The organism is Paenibacillus glufosinatiresistens (assembly GCF_031470375.1).
Lineage (GTDB): Bacteria > Bacillota > Bacilli > Paenibacillales > Paenibacillaceae > Paenibacillus_AQ > Paenibacillus_AQ glufosinatiresistens.
On sequence record NZ_JAVFHT010000001.1, the window covers coordinates 387,804 to 408,587 of the forward strand.

The 20,784-nt window shown below is 59.6% G+C and carries 22 protein-coding genes; 15 read left to right on the plus strand and 7 right to left on the minus strand.

Annotation, left to right across the window (positions count from 1 at the left end):
- Window positions 1-2: 2 nt before the first annotated feature.
- Complete coding sequence (gene ahpC / locus RBI05_RS01685; RefSeq protein ID WP_310549902.1) at window positions 3-566, minus strand: alkyl hydroperoxide reductase subunit C; 564 nt, start codon at window positions 564-566, stop codon at window positions 3-5.
- A gap of 248 nt (window positions 567-814) precedes the next feature.
- Here ahpC and hprK point away from each other — a divergent pair, with 248 nt between their 5' ends.
- From hprK to RBI05_RS01720, 7 genes are all read left to right on the plus strand, one after another.
- Entirely contained in the window at window positions 815-1,732 is a 918-nt protein-coding gene (gene hprK / locus RBI05_RS01690; protein WP_310550073.1) for an HPr(Ser) kinase/phosphatase, read from the plus strand.
- A gap of 84 nt (window positions 1,733-1,816) precedes the next feature.
- Entirely contained in the window at window positions 1,817-1,990 is a 174-nt protein-coding gene (locus tag RBI05_RS01695; protein WP_191089559.1) for a hypothetical protein, read from the plus strand.
- A 155-nt stretch (window positions 1,991-2,145) separates the two neighbouring features.
- Window positions 2,146-2,343, plus strand: a complete 198-nt coding sequence (locus RBI05_RS01700) for a hypothetical protein (RefSeq protein ID WP_310549903.1) — start codon at window positions 2,146-2,148, stop codon at window positions 2,341-2,343.
- A 175-nt stretch (window positions 2,344-2,518) separates the two neighbouring features.
- Entirely contained in the window at window positions 2,519-3,064 is a 546-nt protein-coding gene (locus RBI05_RS01705) for a putative ABC transporter permease (protein ID WP_310549904.1), read from the plus strand.
- Window positions 3,065-3,251: 187 nt separating this feature from the next.
- A complete protein-coding gene (locus tag RBI05_RS01710) occupies window positions 3,252-4,124 on the plus strand; it encodes an SDR family oxidoreductase (RefSeq protein WP_310549905.1) in 873 nt (290 codons plus the stop codon).
- Window positions 4,125-4,182: 58 nt separating this feature from the next.
- On the plus strand, window positions 4,183-4,689 hold the full coding sequence (gene lepB / locus RBI05_RS01715) for a signal peptidase I (RefSeq protein WP_191089560.1): 507 nt from the start codon (window positions 4,183-4,185) through the stop codon (window positions 4,687-4,689).
- Window positions 4,690-4,864: 175 nt separating this feature from the next.
- Entirely contained in the window at window positions 4,865-6,457 is a 1,593-nt protein-coding gene (locus RBI05_RS01720) for a sensor domain-containing diguanylate cyclase (RefSeq protein ID WP_310549906.1), read from the plus strand.
- 102 nt (window positions 6,458-6,559) lie between these two features.
- Here the strand turns inward: RBI05_RS01720 and RBI05_RS01725 are convergent, their stop codons facing one another.
- Both RBI05_RS01725 and RBI05_RS01730 read right to left on the minus strand, forming a co-directional pair.
- Window positions 6,560-7,555 carry an acrylyl-CoA reductase family protein gene (locus RBI05_RS01725; protein ID WP_310549907.1) on the minus strand — a complete coding sequence of 332 codons (996 nt, stop codon included), beginning with the start codon at window positions 7,553-7,555 and terminating at the stop codon, window positions 6,560-6,562.
- A gap of 86 nt (window positions 7,556-7,641) precedes the next feature.
- Window positions 7,642-8,451 (minus strand): 4Fe-4S binding protein, encoded by an 810-nt coding sequence (locus RBI05_RS01730; protein WP_310549908.1) that lies wholly within the window; start codon window positions 8,449-8,451, stop codon window positions 7,642-7,644.
- 108 nt (window positions 8,452-8,559) lie between these two features.
- Between RBI05_RS01730 and RBI05_RS01735 the strand changes: the two genes are divergently transcribed.
- Window positions 8,560-9,120, plus strand: a complete 561-nt coding sequence (locus RBI05_RS01735; RefSeq protein ID WP_150458308.1) for a PadR family transcriptional regulator — start codon at window positions 8,560-8,562, stop codon at window positions 9,118-9,120.
- A 111-nt stretch (window positions 9,121-9,231) separates the two neighbouring features.
- Here RBI05_RS01735 and RBI05_RS01740 read toward each other — a convergent pair whose 3' ends face one another.
- Window positions 9,232-10,149 (minus strand): AraC family transcriptional regulator, encoded by a 918-nt coding sequence (locus RBI05_RS01740; protein ID WP_150458309.1) that lies wholly within the window; start codon window positions 10,147-10,149, stop codon window positions 9,232-9,234.
- A 125-nt stretch (window positions 10,150-10,274) separates the two neighbouring features.
- Between RBI05_RS01740 and cysK the strand changes: the two genes are divergently transcribed.
- Window positions 10,275-11,195, plus strand: a complete 921-nt coding sequence (gene cysK, locus RBI05_RS01745; protein ID WP_310549909.1) for a cysteine synthase A — start codon at window positions 10,275-10,277, stop codon at window positions 11,193-11,195.
- Window positions 11,196-11,223: 28 nt separating this feature from the next.
- On the opposite strand, the gene RBI05_RS01750 is transcribed toward cysK, so the two are convergent.
- On the minus strand, window positions 11,224-12,567 hold the full coding sequence (locus RBI05_RS01750; protein WP_150458311.1) for a sugar efflux transporter: 1,344 nt from the start codon (window positions 12,565-12,567) through the stop codon (window positions 11,224-11,226).
- 108 nt (window positions 12,568-12,675) lie between these two features.
- Here RBI05_RS01750 and RBI05_RS01755 point away from each other — a divergent pair, with 108 nt between their 5' ends.
- The 4 genes from RBI05_RS01755 to RBI05_RS01770 all read left to right on the plus strand — a co-directional run bounded on the left by RBI05_RS01755 (window position 12,676) and on the right by RBI05_RS01770 (window position 16,169).
- On the plus strand, window positions 12,676-13,299 hold the full coding sequence (locus tag RBI05_RS01755; protein ID WP_150458312.1) for an SGNH/GDSL hydrolase family protein: 624 nt from the start codon (window positions 12,676-12,678) through the stop codon (window positions 13,297-13,299).
- A gap of 186 nt (window positions 13,300-13,485) precedes the next feature.
- Entirely contained in the window at window positions 13,486-14,232 is a 747-nt protein-coding gene (gene map / locus RBI05_RS01760; RefSeq protein WP_150458313.1) for a type I methionyl aminopeptidase, read from the plus strand.
- Between the two features lie 20 nt (window positions 14,233-14,252).
- A complete protein-coding gene (locus RBI05_RS01765; RefSeq protein WP_310549910.1) occupies window positions 14,253-15,089 on the plus strand; it encodes a hypothetical protein in 837 nt (278 codons plus the stop codon).
- A gap of 222 nt (window positions 15,090-15,311) precedes the next feature.
- Entirely contained in the window at window positions 15,312-16,169 is an 858-nt protein-coding gene (locus RBI05_RS01770; RefSeq protein WP_310549911.1) for a VOC family protein, read from the plus strand.
- Between the two features lie 48 nt (window positions 16,170-16,217).
- Here the strand turns inward: RBI05_RS01770 and RBI05_RS01775 are convergent, their stop codons facing one another.
- On the minus strand, window positions 16,218-16,976 hold the full coding sequence (locus tag RBI05_RS01775) for an MBL fold metallo-hydrolase (protein WP_310549912.1): 759 nt from the start codon (window positions 16,974-16,976) through the stop codon (window positions 16,218-16,220).
- Window positions 16,977-17,215: 239 nt separating this feature from the next.
- Here RBI05_RS01775 and RBI05_RS01780 point away from each other — a divergent pair, with 239 nt between their 5' ends.
- Window positions 17,216-19,231: a Na+/H+ antiporter gene (locus RBI05_RS01780; protein WP_310549913.1), complete on the plus strand. Its 2,016-nt coding sequence runs from the start codon at window positions 17,216-17,218 to the stop codon at window positions 19,229-19,231.
- Between the two features lie 116 nt (window positions 19,232-19,347).
- On the plus strand, window positions 19,348-20,214 hold the full coding sequence (locus RBI05_RS01785) for a DegV family protein (protein WP_310549914.1): 867 nt from the start codon (window positions 19,348-19,350) through the stop codon (window positions 20,212-20,214).
- A 114-nt stretch (window positions 20,215-20,328) separates the two neighbouring features.
- Here RBI05_RS01785 and RBI05_RS01790 read toward each other — a convergent pair whose 3' ends face one another.
- Window positions 20,329-20,757 carry a threonine/serine exporter family protein gene (locus RBI05_RS01790; RefSeq protein ID WP_150458318.1) on the minus strand — a complete coding sequence of 143 codons (429 nt, stop codon included), beginning with the start codon at window positions 20,755-20,757 and terminating at the stop codon, window positions 20,329-20,331.
- Between the last annotated feature and the right edge of the window lie 27 nt (window positions 20,758-20,784).

Here is a 20,784-nt window from a genome sequence, read left to right on the forward strand (position 1 = left end):
AGTTAGATCTTGCCTACGAGATCGAGGCTCGGTTTCAGGGTCTCGCTGCCTTCTTTCCATTTGGCCGGGCAGACTTCACCCGGGTTCTTGCGAACATATTGGGCAGCCTTGATCTTGTCTACGATGATGCTGGCGTCGCGGCCGATGCCGTCAGCGTTGATTTCTACCGTCTGGATCACGCCGTCCGGGTCGATGATGAAGGTTCCGCGGTCGGCCATGCCCGATGCTTCGTTCAGGACGTCGAAGTTGCGGGAGATCGTGTGCGAAGGGTCGCCGATCATAACGTAAGTAATTTTGCTGATCGCTTCGGAGTGATCGTGCCAAGCTTTATGTGTAAAGTGGGTGTCGGTCGATACGGAATAGACTTCCACGCCCAGGCTCTTCAGCGTTTCGTATTCGTTCTGCAGGTCTTCCAGTTCAGTCGGGCAGACAAACGTGAAGTCGGCCGGATAGAAGCAGACCACGCTCCACTTGCCTTTGAAATCGGCTTCGGACACTTCGATGAAGTTGCCGTTGTGGTAGGCGTTGGCTTTAAAAGGCAGGACTTCTTTTCCAATCAGAGACATATACAGGTTCCTCCTAAGATTAAATGGTATATAGCCGCCATAGAAGATAGCGGTTATTTATTGATAATGATTATCATCTAGTTATTATTATTTGTCAAGGTACGAAGTTGGTATTCACAATTCGTTCAATAAGCCGACCGTTTCTCCTAAGGGGCAGGAATCGGAATCGAATCCTCGAAATCATTAATTAACAGCCAAAACGCGCATGCTGTAACCACCTTATCCCACTTGCAGGAGGAGAAATGATTATGAAAGTGGTCACCGTTCAGACCCTGATGAACCAATTCAGGCTTGAGCTGCTTGCCGGAGAAGCGGGGCTTGCTCGCGCTGTCACCCGGCCCCGGGCGCACCGTCCGGGTCTTGAGTTTGTCGGGTACTTCGACTATTTCCCCATGAACCGGGTTCAGGTGCTGGGACGCAAGGAGATCACCTATCTGCTTAAGCAGGATCTGGACGAACGTGAGCTTCATATCGGCAATATCGTCAAATACCACCCCCCTTGCTTTATTGTAACCTCTGGGCAGCAGGAAATTCCATATCTCACGCTGTTCTGCGAGCAGGAAGGCATCCCGCTTCTGCGGACAGAGGAGACCACGACGGAATTTATCTCCCGGCTGGACGGATTTCTGACGAAGGCGCTGGCGCCGGAGATGTCGATCCACGGTGTATGCGTCAATGTGTCGGGCATCGGGATTCTGCTGAGAGGCCGCTCAGGCATCGGCAAAAGCGAGACGGCGCACACGCTGATCCGCCGGGGGCACCGGTTCGTCGCCGATGATATCGTCGTCCTGAAGAAGCTGGGGCCGGCGACGCTGCTCGGCACCCATAATGAAACCACGCGCGAGTTCCTTGCCCTCCGCAGCATCGGGCTCATCAATGTGGTGCGGCAATACGGGCGGCGGGCCTTCCAGGACGAGACCCGGATTGTGCTGGATATCGAGCTGGCCCCGTGGCAGGATCAGGCGCTGAACAACCAGCTGGAGGTGGTGCCGCAGGATACGGAATATTTGGGCGTCCGCATTCCCCATATCGAGGTTCAGCTCCAGCCGGGGCGGGATGTCGCCGGTCTGATCGAGGCGGCGGCCAACAACTGGTACCTGAAGCAGCTCGGGTACAGCGCGGCCGAGGATTTCATGAAGCGGATCGAGGAAGGGATGGGAAGCTGACAGACCGGGAAGCCCGGAAAATGTTTGTAAACCGGTCCATCGGGTAACTATATGTTATGAATCCAAGCCAAGGAGGAATTGACGATGTCCGATTACAAACAGAACGAAGCGGAAATCCGCAACCGGGAAGACAAAGACAGCGACTCCCTCGCGGAGCAGAAGAAGATGGAGAACGGCGTCGACATTGAGCCTGAAGCCGACGAATGGGTAGCCAAGCCTGCCGAATCCGCCCATCCGGACCCGAATCCCAAATCCTGAGGAACGGATAAACGGATATCCGGCCAAGCGCAGGGCTTCCGCAGCGGAAGCCCTGTTTGTCGTGCAGCGGCCCTTGGGAAAGGAAGGATATTCAAGTATACTAAGGGACAAGCCGGACAGCCGGCACCCATCCCAGGAAGGCAGGAGGAATGGCGATGCGAGATCGGAACCGGGGCGTTCGTTCCCGCCAGAACCGGGAAGAAGCCGCTGCAAGTCAGGAAGAGAAGGCGAACGGGCCGGAACAGACGCTTCGAAACGCCCTCAAGACGGAAGCGCTGCGGAATCGCGGAGACAGTCCCGGATACGGGCAGAATGGCCGGGAGGACGGAGCGAATTCGTCCGGACAGGCCTAGGGAAGAACGGAAGAGGCGCTCGGAACGGAGCGCCGGACAGGGTGCCCGGCCGGCAATCGCGGTTTCAGCGAAGCCGGCGGGCTTTTTGGCGCGGATTCTCCAGGATTGGTTCGGCATAGGACGTCCGGTTTATAGCCATACTAAAGCTCAATCTATTTCGGAGGGAGGGCTGCTGATGGCAGGCGGGAGTGATTGGCGGGAGTATGCGTTCTATTTTCTGGGATATGCCGTGCTCGGATGGATGCTGGAGTCGTTCTATAACCGTTACAGCGCCGGAACGTTTCTGAAGGAGAATTTCCTGAAAGGGCCCTACAAGCCGATGTATGGCTTTGCGCCCGCGGTGCTGGTTGCAGCCGGGGGAACCTCGCTCTCCTGGTACCTTTTTGCGCTGCTGACCCTCATGGTTCCGTCTGCGGTCGAGTATGCCAGCGGAGTGTGGCTGAACCGGTGTTTCGGGCGTGGCTGGTGGCATTACGGCAACCATCGTTTTCAGTGGGGAGGCCATATCTGTCTTCGTTTCTCGATGTATTGGTGGGCACTCTCAGCCGCCGTACTCTTATGGCTCCAGCCGTTCATGAGCAGCCTGTACGCCGGGGGCGCCCCGCTCTGGAACACGCTTGTGCCAATGGTACTGGTCCTGCTGGCTGCCGATTTTGCCTGGACCTGGCGTATGCGGCGGCGGCCGGCGGCAGAGTTTGGCGGCGATCTGCAGAAGGGATAGCATAAGGAAAGGATAGGAGGCCTTCGCCGCTTCAATGCGGCGAGGGCCTTTTTAACATCGAATTCCTTTGGTTAACTATCAAAAATTTGGAAGACTTCCCCAGAGAATCTATGCTAGAATGGAACGAGTGTAAGGCCGGATGACGGATCATGCGCCGTCTGGCGCATCAGGCAGGGGAGGTCACACCATGAAGGATACGGCGCTGGTCGCCGAAGAGCGGGTAGCTCTCGTTACCGGAGCGTCCAGCGGATTCGGGGTCCGGATTGCGGTAAAGCTGGCGGAACGGGGATACCGGGTAGCCGCCTCCATGCGGGACCCGGTCAGCCGGGGAGAGGAGCTGGAGAGCCGGGCGAAGCGCGCAGGGGTCTGGAACCGGATTGTTGTTCTGCGCTTGGATGTAACGGAGTCCGGCAGCATCGAAGCTGCCGTCTCGTTCCTGCTGAAAGAATATGGTAGAATTGATGTGCTGGTCAACAATGCCGGGTACGCGGCGGGCGGCTTCACGGAGGAGGTTCCGCTGGAAGAGTGGCGTCTGCAGATGGAGACGAACTTCTTCGGGCTCGTCGCCGTCACCCGGGCCGTGCTGCCCGGCATGCGCCAGCGGCGGAGCGGCCGAATTATCAACATGGGGAGCGTCAGCGGAAGAACGGCATTTCCGGGGTTCGGCCCCTATGCGTCATCCAAGTTCGCTCTGGAGGGCTTCAGCGAGAGTCTCAGGCATGAGATGAGTCCCTGGGGAATTCAGGTGGTGCTGATCGAACCGGGATCTTACCGGACGGCCATTTGGGAGAAAGGGATGGATACGGTCTCTGCGGTTCCCGATTCTCCTTATCGGCGGCAGCTGGATGCCGTCCAGGCCTTCGCGAAGCAATCGGCGGCCGGAGCGCCCGATCCGCAGGAGGTGGCGGATCTGGTCGGCCGGCTTGTCGATCTCCGCTCACCGAAGCTTCGCTACGCGCCCGGCCGCGCCGCCCGGCTGCTGCCTTCCGTCAAGTCTCTGCTGCCTTGGCGGCTGTATGAACGTTTGGTCCGATTTGCCTTGAGGCGGAGAACGCCTTAGAAGAACGCTTTGAGAGAAGCTGGATGGACTCAACGCGATTATGAAGGAGGTAAGCTTCTTGTACAAATGGCTGAAACAGTGGGTTCCTACCGTATTCATTGCCGTGGTGCTGTCTCTGCTGATCCGTAATTATGTGGCTGAAGCGATGAAAGTTCCAACCGATTCCATGGTCCCGACCATCCAGGTGGGCGACCGCGTCCTGGTAGAGAAGATGCTCTGGCTGACGACGCTGAAGTTCGGCGATCTGGTGGTCTTCAACCCGCCGGTCGAACATGGGCACACGCCGTATGTGAAACGGCTGATCGGTCTGCCGGGCGACATTGTGGAAGTCAAGGACGGCAGTCTCTACCGCAATGGAGCCCAGGTCGAAGAGCCCTATCTGGCGGTGACGATGAATTACAGCTTCGGGCCGGTGACGGTGCCGGAGAACAAGTATTTCTTCCTGGGCGACAACCGGAATATCAGCTATGATTCCCATTTGTGGCCAACTACTCCATTCGTGGACAAAGACGAAATCATCGGCAAAGTCATTCTGGATATCCCGGTAGGACGCTTGACCCGCTAGGCGGCTCCGCGCGCAGCCGAACCGATAATCAGCGCCAAGCGCCATACATAGCAGCCGTGCCCGCGAGGGCGCGGTTTTTTTATGGGACCAAAAGAGGGATTCTCAAGTTTTGGTATACGTTTTTGCGAAAAATTTTCGATATAATGGGATATAAGATGTTAAAAGGGGGGACCTCATGAACCGGCTTCTGTCCCGGGTGTTCGGGCGGCGCAGAGTCAGTCTGACCACGTTGCTTACTCTTCTGGTGCTCGTCTCCACCGTGTTCTCCTCGTTGATTCTTCTGGCCGCCACCTACCAATCGAAGAAACAATCGCTGATTAACGCGACCTTAACGATAAACGCTTCCAATTCCGAGAAAATGGCCTTTACGATGAGCCGGCTCTTCCGCTCCATGGAAGAAACCTTGAAATCGGCCGCTTCCGGCATCGGCCGGGACCCGGCTGACAATGAAGTGATTCGCCGGCACCTGGAGCTGGCGCGGAGCAGCAGCGGGCACTTCAATTCGCTGGTGCTGATCAACACCGAGGGCGTCATTCAGGCGGCGGCCCCAATTAATCTGAAGGCAGAAGGAAGCAAGGTGCCCCTGCTGATCCAGCAGACGGCCACTGTCCAGCTGCTCGAGCCATTCGTCTCGCGCCCCTTGTTCTCCCCGCTCGCCGAACGTCTGATTGTGTACATGAGTTACCCGGTGTACGACAAGCACGGGATTTATGCCGGAGCTGTAGGCGGTTCGATTTATCTGGATCAGGACAATGTGCTGAGTCTGCTCTTCGGAGCGGGCCGGGAGCGCGACGGTTCCTATTCCTATGTGGTTGGGACGGAAGGGGAGCTGTTGTTCTACCCGGACAACAAGCGGCTCGGCACCAGCGCAGGCGAAGGGGAGCTGATTCAACGGCTGAAGAATCTCCAGAGCGGGCAGATGAAGACGCTTGATCCGGATGGCCAGGAAGTGCTGGCCGGGTATTCCAGTGTTCAGGCCAACGGCTGGGGGATCGTAGTTGTCTCTCCCATGAGCCTGGTGTACGAGCAGCTCAACGGGAGTATACGCGACGAATTGAAGAGCATGATTCTTCCGTACGCCTTGCTGGCGGCCGCCGTGGTCTGGTGCGCGCGGAGACTGGTTCGCCCCCTTGTTCTCCTGGCGAATCTGGTCGGGCGGATCGGCGACGAGCATCTGGAGGTCCCGGGACGAAGAGTCCATCTGATCCGGGAGGCCGATCTGCTGGCCCGGGCGCTGCGCGTTGCGATCCGCAATGTGCGCCGCCAGCGGGAGGAGCTGACGCACGCGGCGATGACCGACCCGCTGACCGGGCTCGTTAACCGGCGGGTGATGGAAGCCTCTATGGAGCAGTGGATGGATCTGCAGATTCCGTTCTCCCTTATTGCGCTGGATGTGGATAAATTCAAGGATATCAATGATGCTTACGGTCATCAGACCGGGGATGCGGTTCTGCAGCTGGTGGCCGGCCGAATGTCGTCCATGGTACGGCCAGGAGACATTTGCTGCCGCTACGGAGGTGAAGAATTCGTTATTCTCCTGAGAGGGACCGGGGGAACGGAGGCGTATGAGGTGGCCGAGCGGATTCGGCGGTCGATCGGGGAATCCAAGGACGGCCAGGCGGTTCCTGTAACGGTCTCCCAAGGCATCGCCGAGTATCCGCTGCACGCGGAGACGGGCGACGAGCTGTTCCGTCAGGCGGACGCTGCGCTCTATAGTGCCAAGGATGCGGGACGCAACCGGACGGTCCGCTCCGGAACCGATTTCTAAAACGAGGCATCATCAGACGGGGTTTTCACGCAAATAAGCCTCCTTTCCTGCTCAAGGAACGGAGGCTTATTGGTCATTTCGAGCTGTCCATGACCGGTCTGTCTACAGCCGCACCAGGGTGCGGCCGCGCATTTTGGCGTTCCGAATATCGCTGAGCGCTTGGGGCAGTTCGCTTAGACCGATTTCCCGGTCAACGAGCTTCTCCGGCTCGGCAGGCTTCAGATCGGTGCCCAGACGGCTCCAGACACGGCGGCGAAGCTCGGCCGGGCACTCTACGGAATCAATGCCAAGCAGGCTGACGCCGCGCAGAATGAAGGGCATGACGGTTACCGGAACCGCCGCGCCTCCGGTCAGGCCGCTGACGGCCACCGCGCCTCCGTAGGCGATCTTGCTCAGGATCGAGGCCAGCTGCGGTCCGCCGACCGGATCGACGGCGGCCTGCCAGCGCTGCTTGTCCAGCGGGCGCTGCTTGGCTTCCGGGTCGTAGACGTCGGTGCGGGAGAGAACCTCTGCCGCTCCAAGGCTGTGCAGAAATCCGGATTCATCCGGCTTGCCTGTGCTGGCCGCCACATGATAGCCCAGGCGGGCGAGCATGGCTACGGCCGAACTGCCTACGCCCCCGGTTGCGCCGGTCACCAGAACGGTGCCCCGTTCGGGAACGATGCCGCTCTGCTCCAGCGCTTGAACCGACAGCGCTGCCGTAAATCCAGCAGTTCCCAGAATCATGGCTTCCCGGGCGGTGAGACCCTCCGGTATTGGAACAATCCAGTCCGCCGGAACGCGGGCATACTCGCTGAAGCCGCCGAAGTGTGTGACGCCCAGACCGTAACCGGTGACGAGGACGGCGTCGCCCTGCTTGTAGCGATTGTCTTCGGACGAGACGACCTCCCCCGCCAGATCAATGCCGGGAATGAAGGGATACGCCTTGACGATCGTGCTGTTCGGAACGGACGCCAGACCGTCCTTGTAATTGACGCCGGAGTATTGTACCCGGATCAACACTTCGCCGGCGGGAAGATCGCCGGTCTCGAGGCGCTGTACGGCTAGAGAGAAAGTCTCGGCCTGATCGGCCACCAAAGCTTGAAATGCGGTTTCCATCGTTAGTCGTTAGGCTCCTTTGCTGTGCTGCTGTTCTTCTATAGGTCTATTAACCCCATTATTCTGCGCTTGCACAGCGGTCCGTGTCAATGAAGCTTGCCGCTTGGCGCAGCGGAGGGGGATTCGGCTGCCGGGTGAGGGCGCCCCTCTCCTGCGGAGTTCCGGGACGGAGTCTGAAAAGCGAAGGACAACACGCCTCGGGAACAGCCATCTGCGCAGACGCCGCAGAGAATGCAATCCGGGTGATCGTTCCGGCCGGATCGAACCATCCCGGCTACTTCCAGACTCATGGGACAGTTGCGGGAGCAGGTCCCGCAGCCGGTACAACGGGAGGGATCGGCGACAAGGCGCAGGGATGGCAGCCCAAGACGATTCCGGAGCCGGACGCCAAGTATCATAAACGGCGCCATCCAGCAGATAGAGCGGCACATGGCGCGGCGTCCGGTAATCATCGCCAGCCCGGCTATAAGGGCGACCACGGCGAAATAAGTGGCCAGACCCGGCAGATCGGCGGCGGAGAAGCCGTGATTCGTCATGTAGAACGGATGGACCGAGCGGATGCCGCCGGCGTGGACAAAGGCAGCGGCGATGCCGATCAGCCAGGGGACCCAGATCCAGAACTTGATCCGGTCCATCCGTCGCCCGGGAAGGCGGGTATCCACGACCGTCCGGCAGCATTCCTGCAGGCCGCCGGCCGGACAGAGCCAGCCGCAGAAGGCGCGCCCGAAGACCAGCGATCCGAGAAACAAGGCGGCGAACATCAGAAAGCTGCCGCTCACAACGCCTGCGGCTCCGCCCGTAAGGATGAGATAAGGCGAGAAATAGTACAGGGTCGCCGGAAAAAACAAGAACGATACGAACAGCAGCAGCCTGCGAATTTTCTGTCGTCTGGGCATCTGTTATCCTCCCGCAGCGGCCTGATCCGGCCGTTTTTTTGTCTTAACTATATCATCATGATATAGTCAAGGGAGTGAGATTTATCGCTCTGAACGGGAGGGGTCTGTATGGCCAAAATGAATCATACGATTTACATTATTCTCGGCTTGCTGAACCATGAGGAGCTGAGCGGCTATGATATCAAGAAGAGGATCGACGGCATGATCCGTCATTTCTGGGAGATCGGTTACGGTCAGATCTATCCGACCCTGAAGACGATGGAGGAAGACGCGTTGATCGAGCGCGCCGCCGCGAAGAGGGGGAGAGGGCCGGAGCGCAGCCTGTACCGCATAACGGCGGCCGGGCAGGAGGAGCTCCGCCGTTGGCTGGGGCTTCCGGAATCCCGGGAATATGTCAAATACGAAGTGCTGGTCAAGCTGTTCTTCGGCGCCGCCGTCCCGGCCGAAGAGAACCGTCGGCGGATAACAGCGTTCCGGGAGCGCCATGCGCAGAATGCGGAGCTGATGGGAGTTTTTGCGGGCAATCTGGAGCGGGTCCTGAAGGAGAGCCCGGATCATTTGTACTACTACTTGACGGTGCTGTTCGGGGAAGAGATCTACGGCGCTTACCTGCGCTGGGCGGACCGGGCGTTGAAGCTGCTGGAAGAAGCGGGGGAGAAGGAGAAGTAACCGGCCGCGGAGGCCGGACCTCCCTGGACCTGACAGAAGGCGGGGAATTCAGCAGCAACCGCAAGCCGCCCGGCAGGCTTCTAACGCCTGCCGGGCGGCTTGCCGGCAGCGTCAGTTGGCCGCGGTCTCCTTCTTGGGAGGAACGACGGGCACATAAATATCCATCTCCAGCTGCTCGTTCCGGTCGCGCCAGCAGCGTTCGTCGTAATACTCGAAATCCGCAGCCTGAGCGAGTTCATAGCCGGAGTGGGGCAGCCACTCGCTGTAAATGCTGTTCCAGGTCTCCTGAATGGAAGCGGTGAACTGCTCTGCCGGAACCCGGGGAGTCGTGAAGACGGCGTAGGTCTGCTCGGGGAAGCTCCGAACCGCAGCGCCCTCCGGAGGCTTCGCGTCCGGCTTGCACTCGACGCCGATGACGTAGGCGAAATCGCCGGTGTCCAGGTTGTGATCGGTGCAGATGCCGTATTCCGCCGTGGATACCGCCTGGTCCATCAAGGTCTTTCCGAGTTCCTCCTGCATGTAGCGCTGCCAGAAGGCAGGGATCTCCCGGTTGTTCTGTCCGTTATCGCTCCGGGTAGTCAGACTGTACCCCAGGATGTGAAAAGCAGGTTTCACTTCGATCCGATAATTCATGCGAATTCCTCCTAAATAAGAATGGATCCGCTTCCGCTGCAATTCGGCTTTGCCGTAGGCCGGAGCGTGAATTCCCCGCTTCCGGTAGTCTCCGGGGGTCATGCCGAACAGCTTGCGAAAGGCGCGGATAAAGGTCTCCGGCGAGCCGAAACCGCAATCGAGCGCAATTTCAATCAGCTTGTCGTCCGTATGCGCGATCCGGAATGCCGCCATCACCAGCCGCCGCTTGCGGACATAGTCCATGACAGGGACGCCAGCCATCGCCTGAAAGACGCGGTGGAAATGAAAATCGGAGAAGCCTGCCAGCCGGGCCAGTTCCTGCAGCGTCAGCTCTTCGCAAAGATGCTCCTCGATATAATCCACCGCCTGCTGAATGATCGCTTCGTAAGTCGAAATCGTTCTCGCCTCCTTCGTAAGTTATTGTACCGATACGGGAACCGGTGTTCTTGACGATTCTTGCGGTTCTCCGCCCGCATTCGTTACAATGAATGAATCTTAGTTCATGAAAGCGGGGAAATCGGATGGGAATTCAAGTAGCGCAATCCATTCTGGACCTGATCGGCAACACGCCTGCCGTGCGGCTGAACCGGCTGACGGGCCCGGAAGACGCCGAGGTGCTGGTGAAGCTGGAACGCTTCAATCCCAGCGGAAGCGTCAAGGACCGGGCTGCCTACAACTTGGTTCGGGAAGCGGAGCGCCGGGGACTGCTGCGGCCGGGCGGGACAATTATCGAACCGACCAGCGGCAACACCGGCATCGGACTTGCGATGAACGCGGCGGCCAAAGGCTACCGGGCCATTCTCGTGATGCCGGACAATATGACAACCGAACGCATCAATCTGCTGAAAGCCTATGGAGCGGAGGTCGTGCTGACCCCGGCGGCGGAACGGATGCCGGGGGCCATCCGGCAGGCGCGGGAGCTGGCGCAAGCGATCCCCGGCAGCTTCATCCCGCAGCAGTTCGAGAACGAGGCGAATCCCGCTATCCACCGGACGACGACCGCGCCGGAAATTCTGGCGCAGACCGAGGGGCGGCTGGATGTCTTCGTTGCCGCTTCGGGAACGGGCGGAACCATTACCGGAACGGGCGAAGCGCTGCGCGAGCAGCTGCCGGACTTGCGGATTGTCGTCGTGGAACCTGAAGGTTCTCCGGTGCTCTCCGGCGGGAAGCCCGGTCCGCACAAGCTGGTGGGAACCAGCCCGGGATTCGTGCCGGCCATCCTGAATACGGGCATCTACGACGAGATCGTCCGTGTCGCCGACCTCGAGGCCATAGAGACGATGCGGGCGCTGGCCGCCCGGGAAGGGCTGCTGCTCGGGCCTTCCGGAGCAGCGGCGGTATGGGCGGCGCTGCGCGAAGCCCGCCGTGGAGGACCGGGACGAACCGTGCTCTGCATCGCTCCCGATTCGGGGGAGCGTTACTTGAGCATGGATCTGTTTTGAAGCAGCGGGAACGAAGCGGGGCGGGGCGTCAGGAGAGAGGAAGCGCAGGCTGCGCCTCATCGGTCTTCTCCCCGCGGCCGGCGCGCGAGAGCAGCGCCAGCGATACGGCGACGAGTCCCAGGCAGAGCCAGTAGACGTTCCGGTATCCGGCAATCTGGGCCACCAGGCCGCCGGTCAGGTTGCCGAGCAGTGAGCCGAGCGTCGAAGAATTGGAATACAGAATCGTGGCCAGGCCCGGCGTCGCCGGCAGCAGATCCTGAAAGTAGCTCAGGCCGATCGCAACGACCATCGAGACGAAGGAAGCTTGAAGCAGCTGCCCGGCGATCACCTGCCACAGCCCGTCCGCATTCAGCAGCAGAATATGATAAATGCCGGCCAGCACACAGCCCGTCATCATCAGCTTGCGGTTGCCGAAACGGGAGGCGAGGCTTCCGAGTCCGATCATCAGCGGAATCTCAAGCCCGGCGCTCAGCGCAATGATGATCCCTGCCTGCGATTCGGTGCCTCCGAGCTGGTTGACGACGAAGAGCGGAATGTTCAGGTTATAGGTGGTATTGCACATGCTGAGCAGAATCATGGCCAGAAAAGGCAGCAGAATCCGCCGCTCGCGCAGGGATACGGTCCGTTCGCCGGCTGCGGGTCCGATCCGCTTCAGGTTCAGGACGGGCGAGGCTTCCTGCTTGGAATGCAGGAAGAAGAAGACGCAGCAGCCGACCGCCGCAAAGAAGGCGGAGGTGCCGAGAAAGACCCCCCGGTACCCCAGCTGAAGCAGCAGGAAGCTGCCGATTAAGGGCCCGATGAGAAAGCCGAGGGAGAACAGCGAGCGCAGAAGGGAATTGGCGAAGGTGCTGTCCGTCCGTCCGCTGGCGCTGACGGCTTCCCGGGCCGAGGCGAAGATCTGCGGAACGGCAGGCGCTCCGAAGCCGACCAGCAGCGAGACGGTAATCAGCATCAGCATATATTCATGAAACACGAGATACGACGCATATCCCAGGGCGGAGCAGGCGGTGGCGGCGACAATGACAAGCTTCCGGTTCAGGCCGCTGTCGGCATATTTGGCGAGAATCGTATTGACGAGTACCCCCGTGAGGGATACGCAGGCCATGAAGAGGCCGAACAAGCCAGTGGACATGCCGATTACCCGGGTACAGTACAGGCTCAGATAAGGGCTGGTTACGGAGACGGCAATGCCGATCAGCATCATGCCGGCGACGAACAGGGTATAGTTAGGGATACGGAATAAACCGCGTATGCGGGCGAACAAGTAACATTCCTCCAAATGAAATTGCACCAAGGCAGCAGAGGCCTGGATGTACAACGTCTTCGATTTGCGGACTTCCGCCCCTGCGGAAGCCGACTCCCATTCTATCATATTCAGCCTTCCCGGGCAGCGGATTTGAGGGTTGATAAAGCCGGAACGGAGGTATAGAGTGAAGAAGATTCGGCGTAAATCCGCTAGTGAAGAACAGGAGGATCATTCATGCTGCTGCAAGATCATGACATTATTGTATTCCAGGGGGACAGCATTACCGATGCAGGACGCGACCGCACCGATTCGGAATCCCTGGGCCACGGATACCCGCTGCTTCTGGCCTCCGCACTGGGCCGGCTGTATCCGGAGAAGAAGCTGACCTTCTATAACCGCGGAATCGGCGGAGACCGGGCAACCGATCTTCAAAGCCGCTGGGAAGAGGATGCGCTGGCGCTAAAGCCGACAGTGCTCTCGCTCTATATCGGGATTAATGATACGTGGCGCCGTTATGATGAAGGGGAAGAAACGACAGCGGAAGCGTTCGAACGGAGCTACCGCGATCTGCTGGACCGTACGCTGGCCGCCGGCGATGTCCGGCTGATTCTGCTGGAGCCGTTTGTCCTCCAGGTCCCGGGACTCGACCGGGAATGGCGCAGCGACCTTGACCCCAAGATTGCCGTCGTCCGCAAGCTCGCCCGGGAGTACGGCGCCCGGCTCGTTCCGCTTGACGGCCTCTTCAATGCGGCCGCGTTGGCCGATCCGGCCTATTGGGCGGCCGACGGCGTTCATCCGACTCCGGCAGGCCATGCCCTGATTGCCGAAGCCTGGATGAAGGCTGCGGGCATCCGCTAGGCCGCCCTGCCAGGCAAGCAAAGATGCTCCGGTCCGCCGACGCGGCACCGGGGCGTTTTTTTTGCGTGCGGCGAGCACACTGGTATAATAGAGAGGAGTTCAAGTCCGGCCATAATACAGCGGTAACCCCTGCAGAGAAGGCTGCACATGATAGCAGTATCGAAACCGAGAGAGGGATGGAGCAGCATGATATGTAATAATGAACGGGACCTGGAAGGCTTGAAGGCGGCGGGCCGCGTGGTGGGCATGACCATTGCCGAAATGCGGAGCAAGCTGGAGCCGGGAATGACCACGGCGGAGCTGGATGCTATCGGCGCTGAATTTCTGACGCGGCACGGGGCCGTATCGGCTCCGATCAAGACGTATGATTTTCCGGGAAGCACCTGTATCAGCGTCAATGAAGAGGTAGCCCACGGCATTCCCGGCAGACGGGTGATTCGTGCGGGCGATCTGGTGAACATCGATGTCTCGGCCGAACTGAACGGATATTACGGCGACGCAGGCGTCTCCTTCCAGCTCCCGCCTGTAACCGACCGGCTGACTCGGCTCTGCCAGAGCGCCGAAGAGACGATGATGGCGGTCATTATGAGCCTGCGGGCAGGCATGAAGGTGAACGAGATCGGGAGAAGGATGGAGCTGGAAGCAAGCAAGCGCGGCTATCAGGTCATCCGCAATCTTTGCAGCCATGGAATCGGCAAATCGCTGCATGATAAACCCCACGAGATTCTTCCGTTCTATGAACCGCGGATCACGACCGTACTGAAGGAAGGGCAGGTCATTACGGTGGAGCCTTTTCTCTCGACGGGCGCGCAGTACGTGGACCAGCAGAGCGACGGCTGGACACTGACCGTGCCGGACAACAGCCGGGTTGCCCAGTTCGAGCATACGATTATCGTAACTTCGGGAGAACCGATCATTCTGACATCGGCCTAAGGGGCGAGGGAGAGAAGAGCATGGGATCAAGCGCAGAAGCCGAGGAGCTGAAGGAAGCGTTCCGCAGCCGCCGTTCGGCTGCCGGAATCGAAGAGCTGCTGATGCGGGACAGCGGACTTCCCGGGCCGCGGATCAACCTCCGCATGGCGGGCGAATTCGCCCGCCTGACGGCGTTGTCCGCATGGCGGGAGCTGGACGAGGCCGTCGCGAAGTGGTCGCGCATCGGCCCGGATGACGCGGGCACGAACGAGCCCCGCGTCATCCTGCCGTTCTGCGCCATGCTGGCGGCGGGAACGGGGCTTGCGGCGGCTTCGCCGGAAGGACAGCGAAGCCGCCGCGAGCTTCTCCGCCGGGGAATGAACGATGAGCGGTGGCGGATCCGCGAGGCGGCTGCGATGGGGCTCCAGCTGGCCGGTGAGGCGGACTTCGCCCTGCTCCGCGAGACCGTGGAGCTCTGGCTGGAGGAGGCGAACGAGCTGGAACAGCGGGGCATCATCGCCGCGCTGGCGCATCCTCCGCTGCTTCGCGTCAAGGAACAGGCGCATTTTGCGCTTCGGACGGCCGAGTCGGTGCTGACCCGGCTGGCGGGGCGTGAAGCGCAGCGGCGCTCTGAACCGGAACGCGTGCTGATCCAGGCGCTGGATTATGCGGTAAGCGTTCTGGCGGCGGCGGAACCCGAGGAAGGCTTCGCCTTGCTGGAGCGCATGACAGAGGCGGAAGACGCGCGCATCCGGCGGATTGCGGCGGCCAATCTCGGCAAGGCGCGGCTGGCCAAGCCTCACGCGGGCCGGGTTAAGCGCCTGCTGGAAGGGTTGGACCGAGTTGACCGGGCAGCGAACGGAGACGGCAGCGATTAGGTCTGCTTAGGTTGGTCTATAGGAACTGTTCATTCAGCGAACGAAGTCATTCTGCGGAAGCAGGGGGGATTTCGGCCAGCGGGAAGGACAGTTTTTTTGTCGCTATTTACAAACAAAAAGTAATAAACTATAATAAATATAGTTGAATGACGATGATGAATGATTAACGAATGCAGGAATGAACACATTCATACAAGTACACATGAATAGGGAGGATTTCCGATGTCTGCTGCTGTATTGCCTTCGGCATTGAAACTGGGAACGGTCCAACTGCGGGTCGCCAACCTGGACCGTTCGCTGAATTATTATCAGGACATGATCGGTCTTCGGCTTTTGAAGCGGGAAGCCGGCTCTGCCGAACTGGGAACGGCCGACGGTTCCGCGCTGCTGCGTCTGCGGGAAATGAGCCGGTCCCCGCGTATGCCCCGCCGGCCCGCAGCCGGACTGTATCATTATGCGCTGCTTCTCCCCGACAGAGAGAGCCTGGGACTGGTACTGCGTCATCTGGCCCGGAACGGAATAGATGTCGGGCAAGGCGACCATCTGGTCAGCGAGGCTCTCTATATCCAGGACCCGGACGGCAACGGAATTGAGCTGTACCGGGACCGTCCCCGGTCGGAATGGACCTACGACCCGGAGGGCCGTGTCGTTATGACGGCCGACCCTGTAGATGTGGAGGGACTGGTGGAGGCTTCTTCCGGGCTAGTGTGGAACGGGCTGCCGGACGGGACTGTCATGGGACACGTTCATTTTCATGTGGGTCATCTGGAACAGGCCCGGCAGTTCTATTGCGAAGTTCTGGGGTTCGATCTGACGGCCCGCTACGGCCGCTCGGCTCTGTTCGTCGCGGCCGGGGGCTACCATCACCATATCGGACTCAATGTCTGGGCAGGCGAGGGAGCAACGCCTGCGAACGAGGATGAGGCCGGAATCGACTTCTTCACTCTGCTCTTGCCAACGAAGAAGGACCGGGATGAGCTGATCAGCCGTGTTCGAAAAGCGGGCTGGCCGGTGGAGGAGGGCCAGGATATGCTGCGGGATCCTTGGAATATCGGCATTCGGCTGATTGCAGCAGGCTGACCGCTGCAGGCTAATCGCCGCCTGACTGACTGAATGATCCCGCCTCTTCTACAAATTCGGTCTCTGCTCAACAATTGCCGAGATTGCCTCCCTCACATCGCCCCGGAACAAGCCTCCGTGATAACAGATCACGGCTTCCGGCTCCAGAGCTTGATACTGCCGCAGGGAAACGATTGCCGCCGCCATATCCGGAGTAGCATCCGGATCCGGGCCGCAGAGCGCGCCGCCGCGGACGGTCAGGCTGTCGCCGGCGATGAGGGTTCGGCTGCCCGGGTGGAAGAAGGCCAGATGGCCCGGACTGTGCCCCGGAGTCCAGACCGTCTGGAGTCCGCCTGCGAACGGCAGCGTTTCCCCGCCCCTCAGCACCTGATCTACCCGTCCGCGCGGCGGATGAGCCAGTGTATGGAGGAAGGCCCGGCGCCACTTCTCCGGTACGGAAGACGGGAGAGCCGATTCTGCGGCGGCCAGTGCTTCGGGCGTATGCTTCAGCAGCATTCGTTCCCCCTGAATATGGGGGATCTCAAGTTCATGGGCGTAGACTCGGATGCCGGAACCGCCCTCAAGAAAGTCGGGGAGGCTTCCGATATGATCGAGATCCTGATGAGTCAGCAGGATGGTATCCAACCGGTGGGGATCGGCTCCGGCCGCCGCAATCGCTTCCCGAAGGCTTCCGTATACGCCCGGGTAGCCGGTGTCGATCAATACCGTGTGATCGGAATCCTGGAGAAGAACCGGATAAATGGTCTGCGCTCCCCCCATTACGGATACCGAAATTTCAAGCAGGAAGAGTCCCGGTGCAAGTTGCATACTTATACAGCCTCCTTCAACTGATGTCAGCCGCTCTGAAGCACGGCCGAATGCTTACCAGCATAGAAGAAAGCCAATGGATATTCAATAAAAAAATATAATATTATAACACAAAAATATTATTTGTCTATATATCATTCGTGAATGATGTGTGAATTTTTGGCCGAGTATCGGCCTATTTTTGCGATGAAAAGGACGGGTCGTTATAATGAGGTAAAACGGCATCTGGAGTTGAAAACTTGGAAACCTTAATTGCAGTACTGGTGCTGTTGTCCTTAATCGCACTGTCCAATATCCTGAACCGCTTCATTCCGTTCGTGCCGGTTCCCGTTATCCAGATCGTGCTGGGCGCTGCTGCGGCGGTATGGCCGGGAGGCATTCACCTGACGCTGGAGCCTGAACTGTTCTTCGTATTGTTCATCGCGCCGCTGCTGTTCAATGACGGTCGGCGGACCCCGCGCGACGAGCTCTGGAAGCTGCGCGCTCCGATTCTGATGCTGGCTCTGGGTCTCGTATTCATCACGGTCCTCGCCGGAGGTTATGCCATCCACTGGATGATCCCGTCCATTCCGCTGGCTGCGGCGTTCGCCTTGGCCGCCATCCTCTCGCCGACCGACGCTGTGGCGACCTCGGCCCTGGCCGGCAGGGTACATCTGCCGGGCAGCATCCACCGGATTCTGGAGGGGGAATCCCTCATGAACGATGCGTCCGGTCTGGTCGCTTTCAAATTTGCGATTGCCGCAGCCGTCACCGGCGTGTTCTCCCTGCCCCGGGCCATCGGGAGCTTCTTCCTTATTGCCGCCGGCGGCCTGATCGCCGGAGCGGTGCTGGCCTGGCTCTTGATCCGGCTGAGCGTGTTCATCCGCCGGTTGGGGATGGAGGATGTTACCATTCACATGCTGCTGCAAATGTTGGCGCCCTTCCTGATCTATCTCATCAGCGAAGAGATCGGCGTATCGGGCATTCTGGCCGTGGTAGCCGGCGGGATGATCTACGCCGTAGAGAAGGACCGAGCGGTAGCGCCGCAATACAAGCTGCAGCTCGTATCGGCCAGCACCTGGTCCGTGCTGCTGTTCATTCTGAACGGTCTGGTCTTCCTGCTGCTCGGCCTGTCGCTTCCCGATGTCTTCTCGGTGATCTTCCGGGATACGGCGATCGACAACCTCCGGGTGATCGGCTATGTATTTGCCATCACGGCGCTGCTAATTGCCATTCGCCTGCTCTGGCTGATAATCTCCGCAGCCTCCGGGCTGTTCTTCTCCCCCGGAGAGAAACTGGGATGGAAGCCGCTGCTGCTGACGGCGGTATCGGGTGTGCGCGGCGCCGTTACGCTGGCGGGCGCATTCTCGATTCCGCTGACGCTGGGCGACCATTCGCCGTTCCCCGAGCGGGATCTCATCCTGTTCCTGGCCGCCGGCGTCATTCTCGTGTCCTTGCTGACCGCAAGCATACTGCTGCCGCTGCTCGCGGACGAACAAGAGGAGAAGAGCAGCGAGCGGTCCGCCATCGGACGGATTACGGAGACCGGTCTGAGCCGGCTGCGGGATTTGGCTGCGGCCAGCGGGACGGACGCGCTGCCTGCCGTCCGCCAGTTCGCCGAGGGCGCGCGTGAGCTGGCCCTGGAGCATGAGCACGCTTCTCCGGACGGCCGGGAGCATGAGCTGCGGCGGCAGATTGCCGAAGCCCGGCTGACCGGTCTGCGCGCAGAGCGCAGGGCGCTGGAGCATCTCGTCGCATCGGGCGAGGTGCCGGAGCAGGCCGGCCGTCGGCTGCTGGAGATGCTGGACCGGTGGGAGACCTTCTTCACCGGCCGGCTGAACTCGCAGCTTCGGCTGTCGGCCGGTGAAGTGGGACGTCTCCTCGCGACGATGTTCTCGGGCTGGCGTTCCGGGTCCGCAGAAGGCCGGAAGCCGGATTGGAATTCCGATGAGGCAGAGAATCTTTGCAGGGCCAGAGCAGTCATGATCCGAGCGGCGGTCGCTGCGCTGGAAGAGAGAAGGAACGGCGGGAATGACGCCGTATACGGCCGGGCGGCAGCGCGTTACCGGCAGATGCTGGCCCGTCTGGAGAGGAATGAGGAGACCGATCCTTCGGGACTTGCCGAGGACCGGGCGCTGGAGCTGAAGCTTGAAGCCATTCAAGAGCAGCGCAACGAGGTCCAGACGATGTACCAGGACGGTGTCATCAGCCGGAGAACGGCCGGCAAGCTCCGCAAGTTCGTCGATGAACTTGAAGCGTATATTTGGGAGAATTAAGCTGCTAATGCGATCTCTTTTTCAAGGAAATATGTCGAATACGGTCGACCGGGCAGGGGCCGTTCATGTATAATGAAAACGCCTTGCGAAAGAAGCCAAACACACGAAGAGAGAAGTTGATAGACATCAAACCCATTGCCTGGATTACCGACAGCACAAGTACGCTGCCTGAAGAATTCATTCAAGATCCGAACAACCATGTCTATGTTGTACCCCTGCGCCTGATCGTGGACGACACCTGCTACAAGGAGAACATTGATATTACAGCGGATGAGTTCTATGAACAGATGCGTATTCACGATAAAGCGAGCAGTTCGCAACCGCCCATCGGCGAATTCATTGAACTGTATGAATCCCTCAAGGACCGCTACGAAGAAGCGTTTGCTGTTCACTGCTCGTCGTCGCTGAGCGGGACTTACCACTCTTCGCTTCAAGCAGCCGAGATTGCCGGAATGAAGGTGACGGGAATTGATTCGAAAGTCGGCGCCTACCCGCTCCGCGAGATGATTATGCGCGGCATCCACTGGCAGAACAGCGGCTGCTCGGTGAAGGAGATCAAGGAGAGAATCGAACAGATCATTCGCAATATGTCCTTCTACATGCTGCCGTCCAGTCTGACCCAGCTGCACCGCAGCGGCCGTGTGTCCGGCCCCCAACTGATGCTCAGCCAGCTCCTGCGCATTCATCTGCTGCTGAAGTTCGATGACGGCAAGGTGTTCGTGGAGGAGAAAATCCGCACCTTCCGCAAAGCCAAACAGCGGCTGCTTGATATTCTCAAGAAGGACGTCGAGCTGATTAAGGAAGTATGCATTATGCACGCGAACAATATGGAAGAGGCGCTTAAGCTGAAGGAAGAAATCCTGAAGATGGCGCCTGCCCTGCGGACCGAGATTATGTCGTTCATTCCCGTAGCCGGCATTCATGCCGGCGAAGGAACGCTTGCGCTCTCCTGGATACGCGGAAGCCACACTTCGATGGCGTAGTCTCTCTAAGAGGAATGGAATCAATGGAATCGGTGTATTTCAAAAAAGCCCCCATCCGCTTCATCATGCGGATGGGGGCTTGTTCGTTATGCGCCGCGATGTACGACGCTTGTCCTATCGCAGCGGCGTGCGCCGCCGGCGGAGCTGTCCGAGCACCTCGCTCAGTACAAGCCCGGTCGCGATCGCGCCCGAGAGAAGCAGCGTCTGGGTAGCGATCTGAACGGCTTCGCTGTAGTCGTTCTCGACGAACTTGCGCATGGCGTCGTAGGCCATGCCTCCGGGAACGAGCGGTATGATCCCGCCGATGCTGAAGACAATGACCGGCATCCGGAACCAGCGGGCGCAGAATTGGCTGATGACCCCGACGACGGCCGCGGCCGTAAAGGCGGCGACCATCGGCTTCCATTCCGGATTGAGCAGAAGATAGATGTACCAGCCGACCATCCCGACGAAGCCGCTCTGGATCAGCGCCCGCTTCGGGGCCTGGAACAGGATACAGAACGTCGCGGAAGCGACGAAGCTGGTAATAAGCTGAAGCAGCATGCTGGAAGCAACCTCTTTTCCGTATCG

Excerpts from the sequence above, each read along its gene's own strand:
- ahpC (WP_310549902.1), bottom strand. The coding sequence starts at position 566 with ATGTCTCTGATTGGAAAAGAAGTCCTGCCTTTTAAAGCCAACGCCTAC.
- hprK (WP_310550073.1), top strand. The coding sequence starts at position 815 with ATGAAAGTGGTCACCGTTCAGACCCTGATGAACCAATTCAGGCTTGAG.
- RBI05_RS01695 (WP_191089559.1), top strand. The coding sequence starts at position 1,817 with ATGTCCGATTACAAACAGAACGAAGCGGAAATCCGCAACCGGGAAGAC.
- RBI05_RS01700 (WP_310549903.1), top strand. The coding sequence starts at position 2,146 with ATGCGAGATCGGAACCGGGGCGTTCGTTCCCGCCAGAACCGGGAAGAA.
- RBI05_RS01705 (WP_310549904.1), top strand. The coding sequence starts at position 2,519 with ATGGCAGGCGGGAGTGATTGGCGGGAGTATGCGTTCTATTTTCTGGGA.
- RBI05_RS01710 (WP_310549905.1), top strand. The coding sequence starts at position 3,252 with ATGAAGGATACGGCGCTGGTCGCCGAAGAGCGGGTAGCTCTCGTTACC.
- RBI05_RS01720 (WP_310549906.1), top strand. The coding sequence starts at position 4,865 with ATGAACCGGCTTCTGTCCCGGGTGTTCGGGCGGCGCAGAGTCAGTCTG.
- RBI05_RS01725 (WP_310549907.1), bottom strand. The coding sequence starts at position 7,555 with ATGGAAACCGCATTTCAAGCTTTGGTGGCCGATCAGGCCGAGACTTTC.
- RBI05_RS01730 (WP_310549908.1), bottom strand. The coding sequence starts at position 8,451 with ATGCCCAGACGACAGAAAATTCGCAGGCTGCTGCTGTTCGTATCGTTC.
- RBI05_RS01735 (WP_150458308.1), top strand. The coding sequence starts at position 8,560 with ATGGCCAAAATGAATCATACGATTTACATTATTCTCGGCTTGCTGAAC.
- cysK (WP_310549909.1), top strand. The coding sequence starts at position 10,275 with ATGGGAATTCAAGTAGCGCAATCCATTCTGGACCTGATCGGCAACACG.
- RBI05_RS01750 (WP_150458311.1), bottom strand. The coding sequence starts at position 12,567 with ATGATAGAATGGGAGTCGGCTTCCGCAGGGGCGGAAGTCCGCAAATCG.
- RBI05_RS01755 (WP_150458312.1), top strand. The coding sequence starts at position 12,676 with ATGCTGCTGCAAGATCATGACATTATTGTATTCCAGGGGGACAGCATT.
- map (WP_150458313.1), top strand. The coding sequence starts at position 13,486 with ATGATATGTAATAATGAACGGGACCTGGAAGGCTTGAAGGCGGCGGGC.
- RBI05_RS01765 (WP_310549910.1), top strand. The coding sequence starts at position 14,253 with ATGGGATCAAGCGCAGAAGCCGAGGAGCTGAAGGAAGCGTTCCGCAGC.
- RBI05_RS01770 (WP_310549911.1), top strand. The coding sequence starts at position 15,312 with ATGTCTGCTGCTGTATTGCCTTCGGCATTGAAACTGGGAACGGTCCAA.
- RBI05_RS01775 (WP_310549912.1), bottom strand. The coding sequence starts at position 16,976 with ATGCAACTTGCACCGGGACTCTTCCTGCTTGAAATTTCGGTATCCGTA.
- RBI05_RS01790 (WP_150458318.1), bottom strand. The coding sequence starts at position 20,757 with ATGCTGCTTCAGCTTATTACCAGCTTCGTCGCTTCCGCGACGTTCTGT.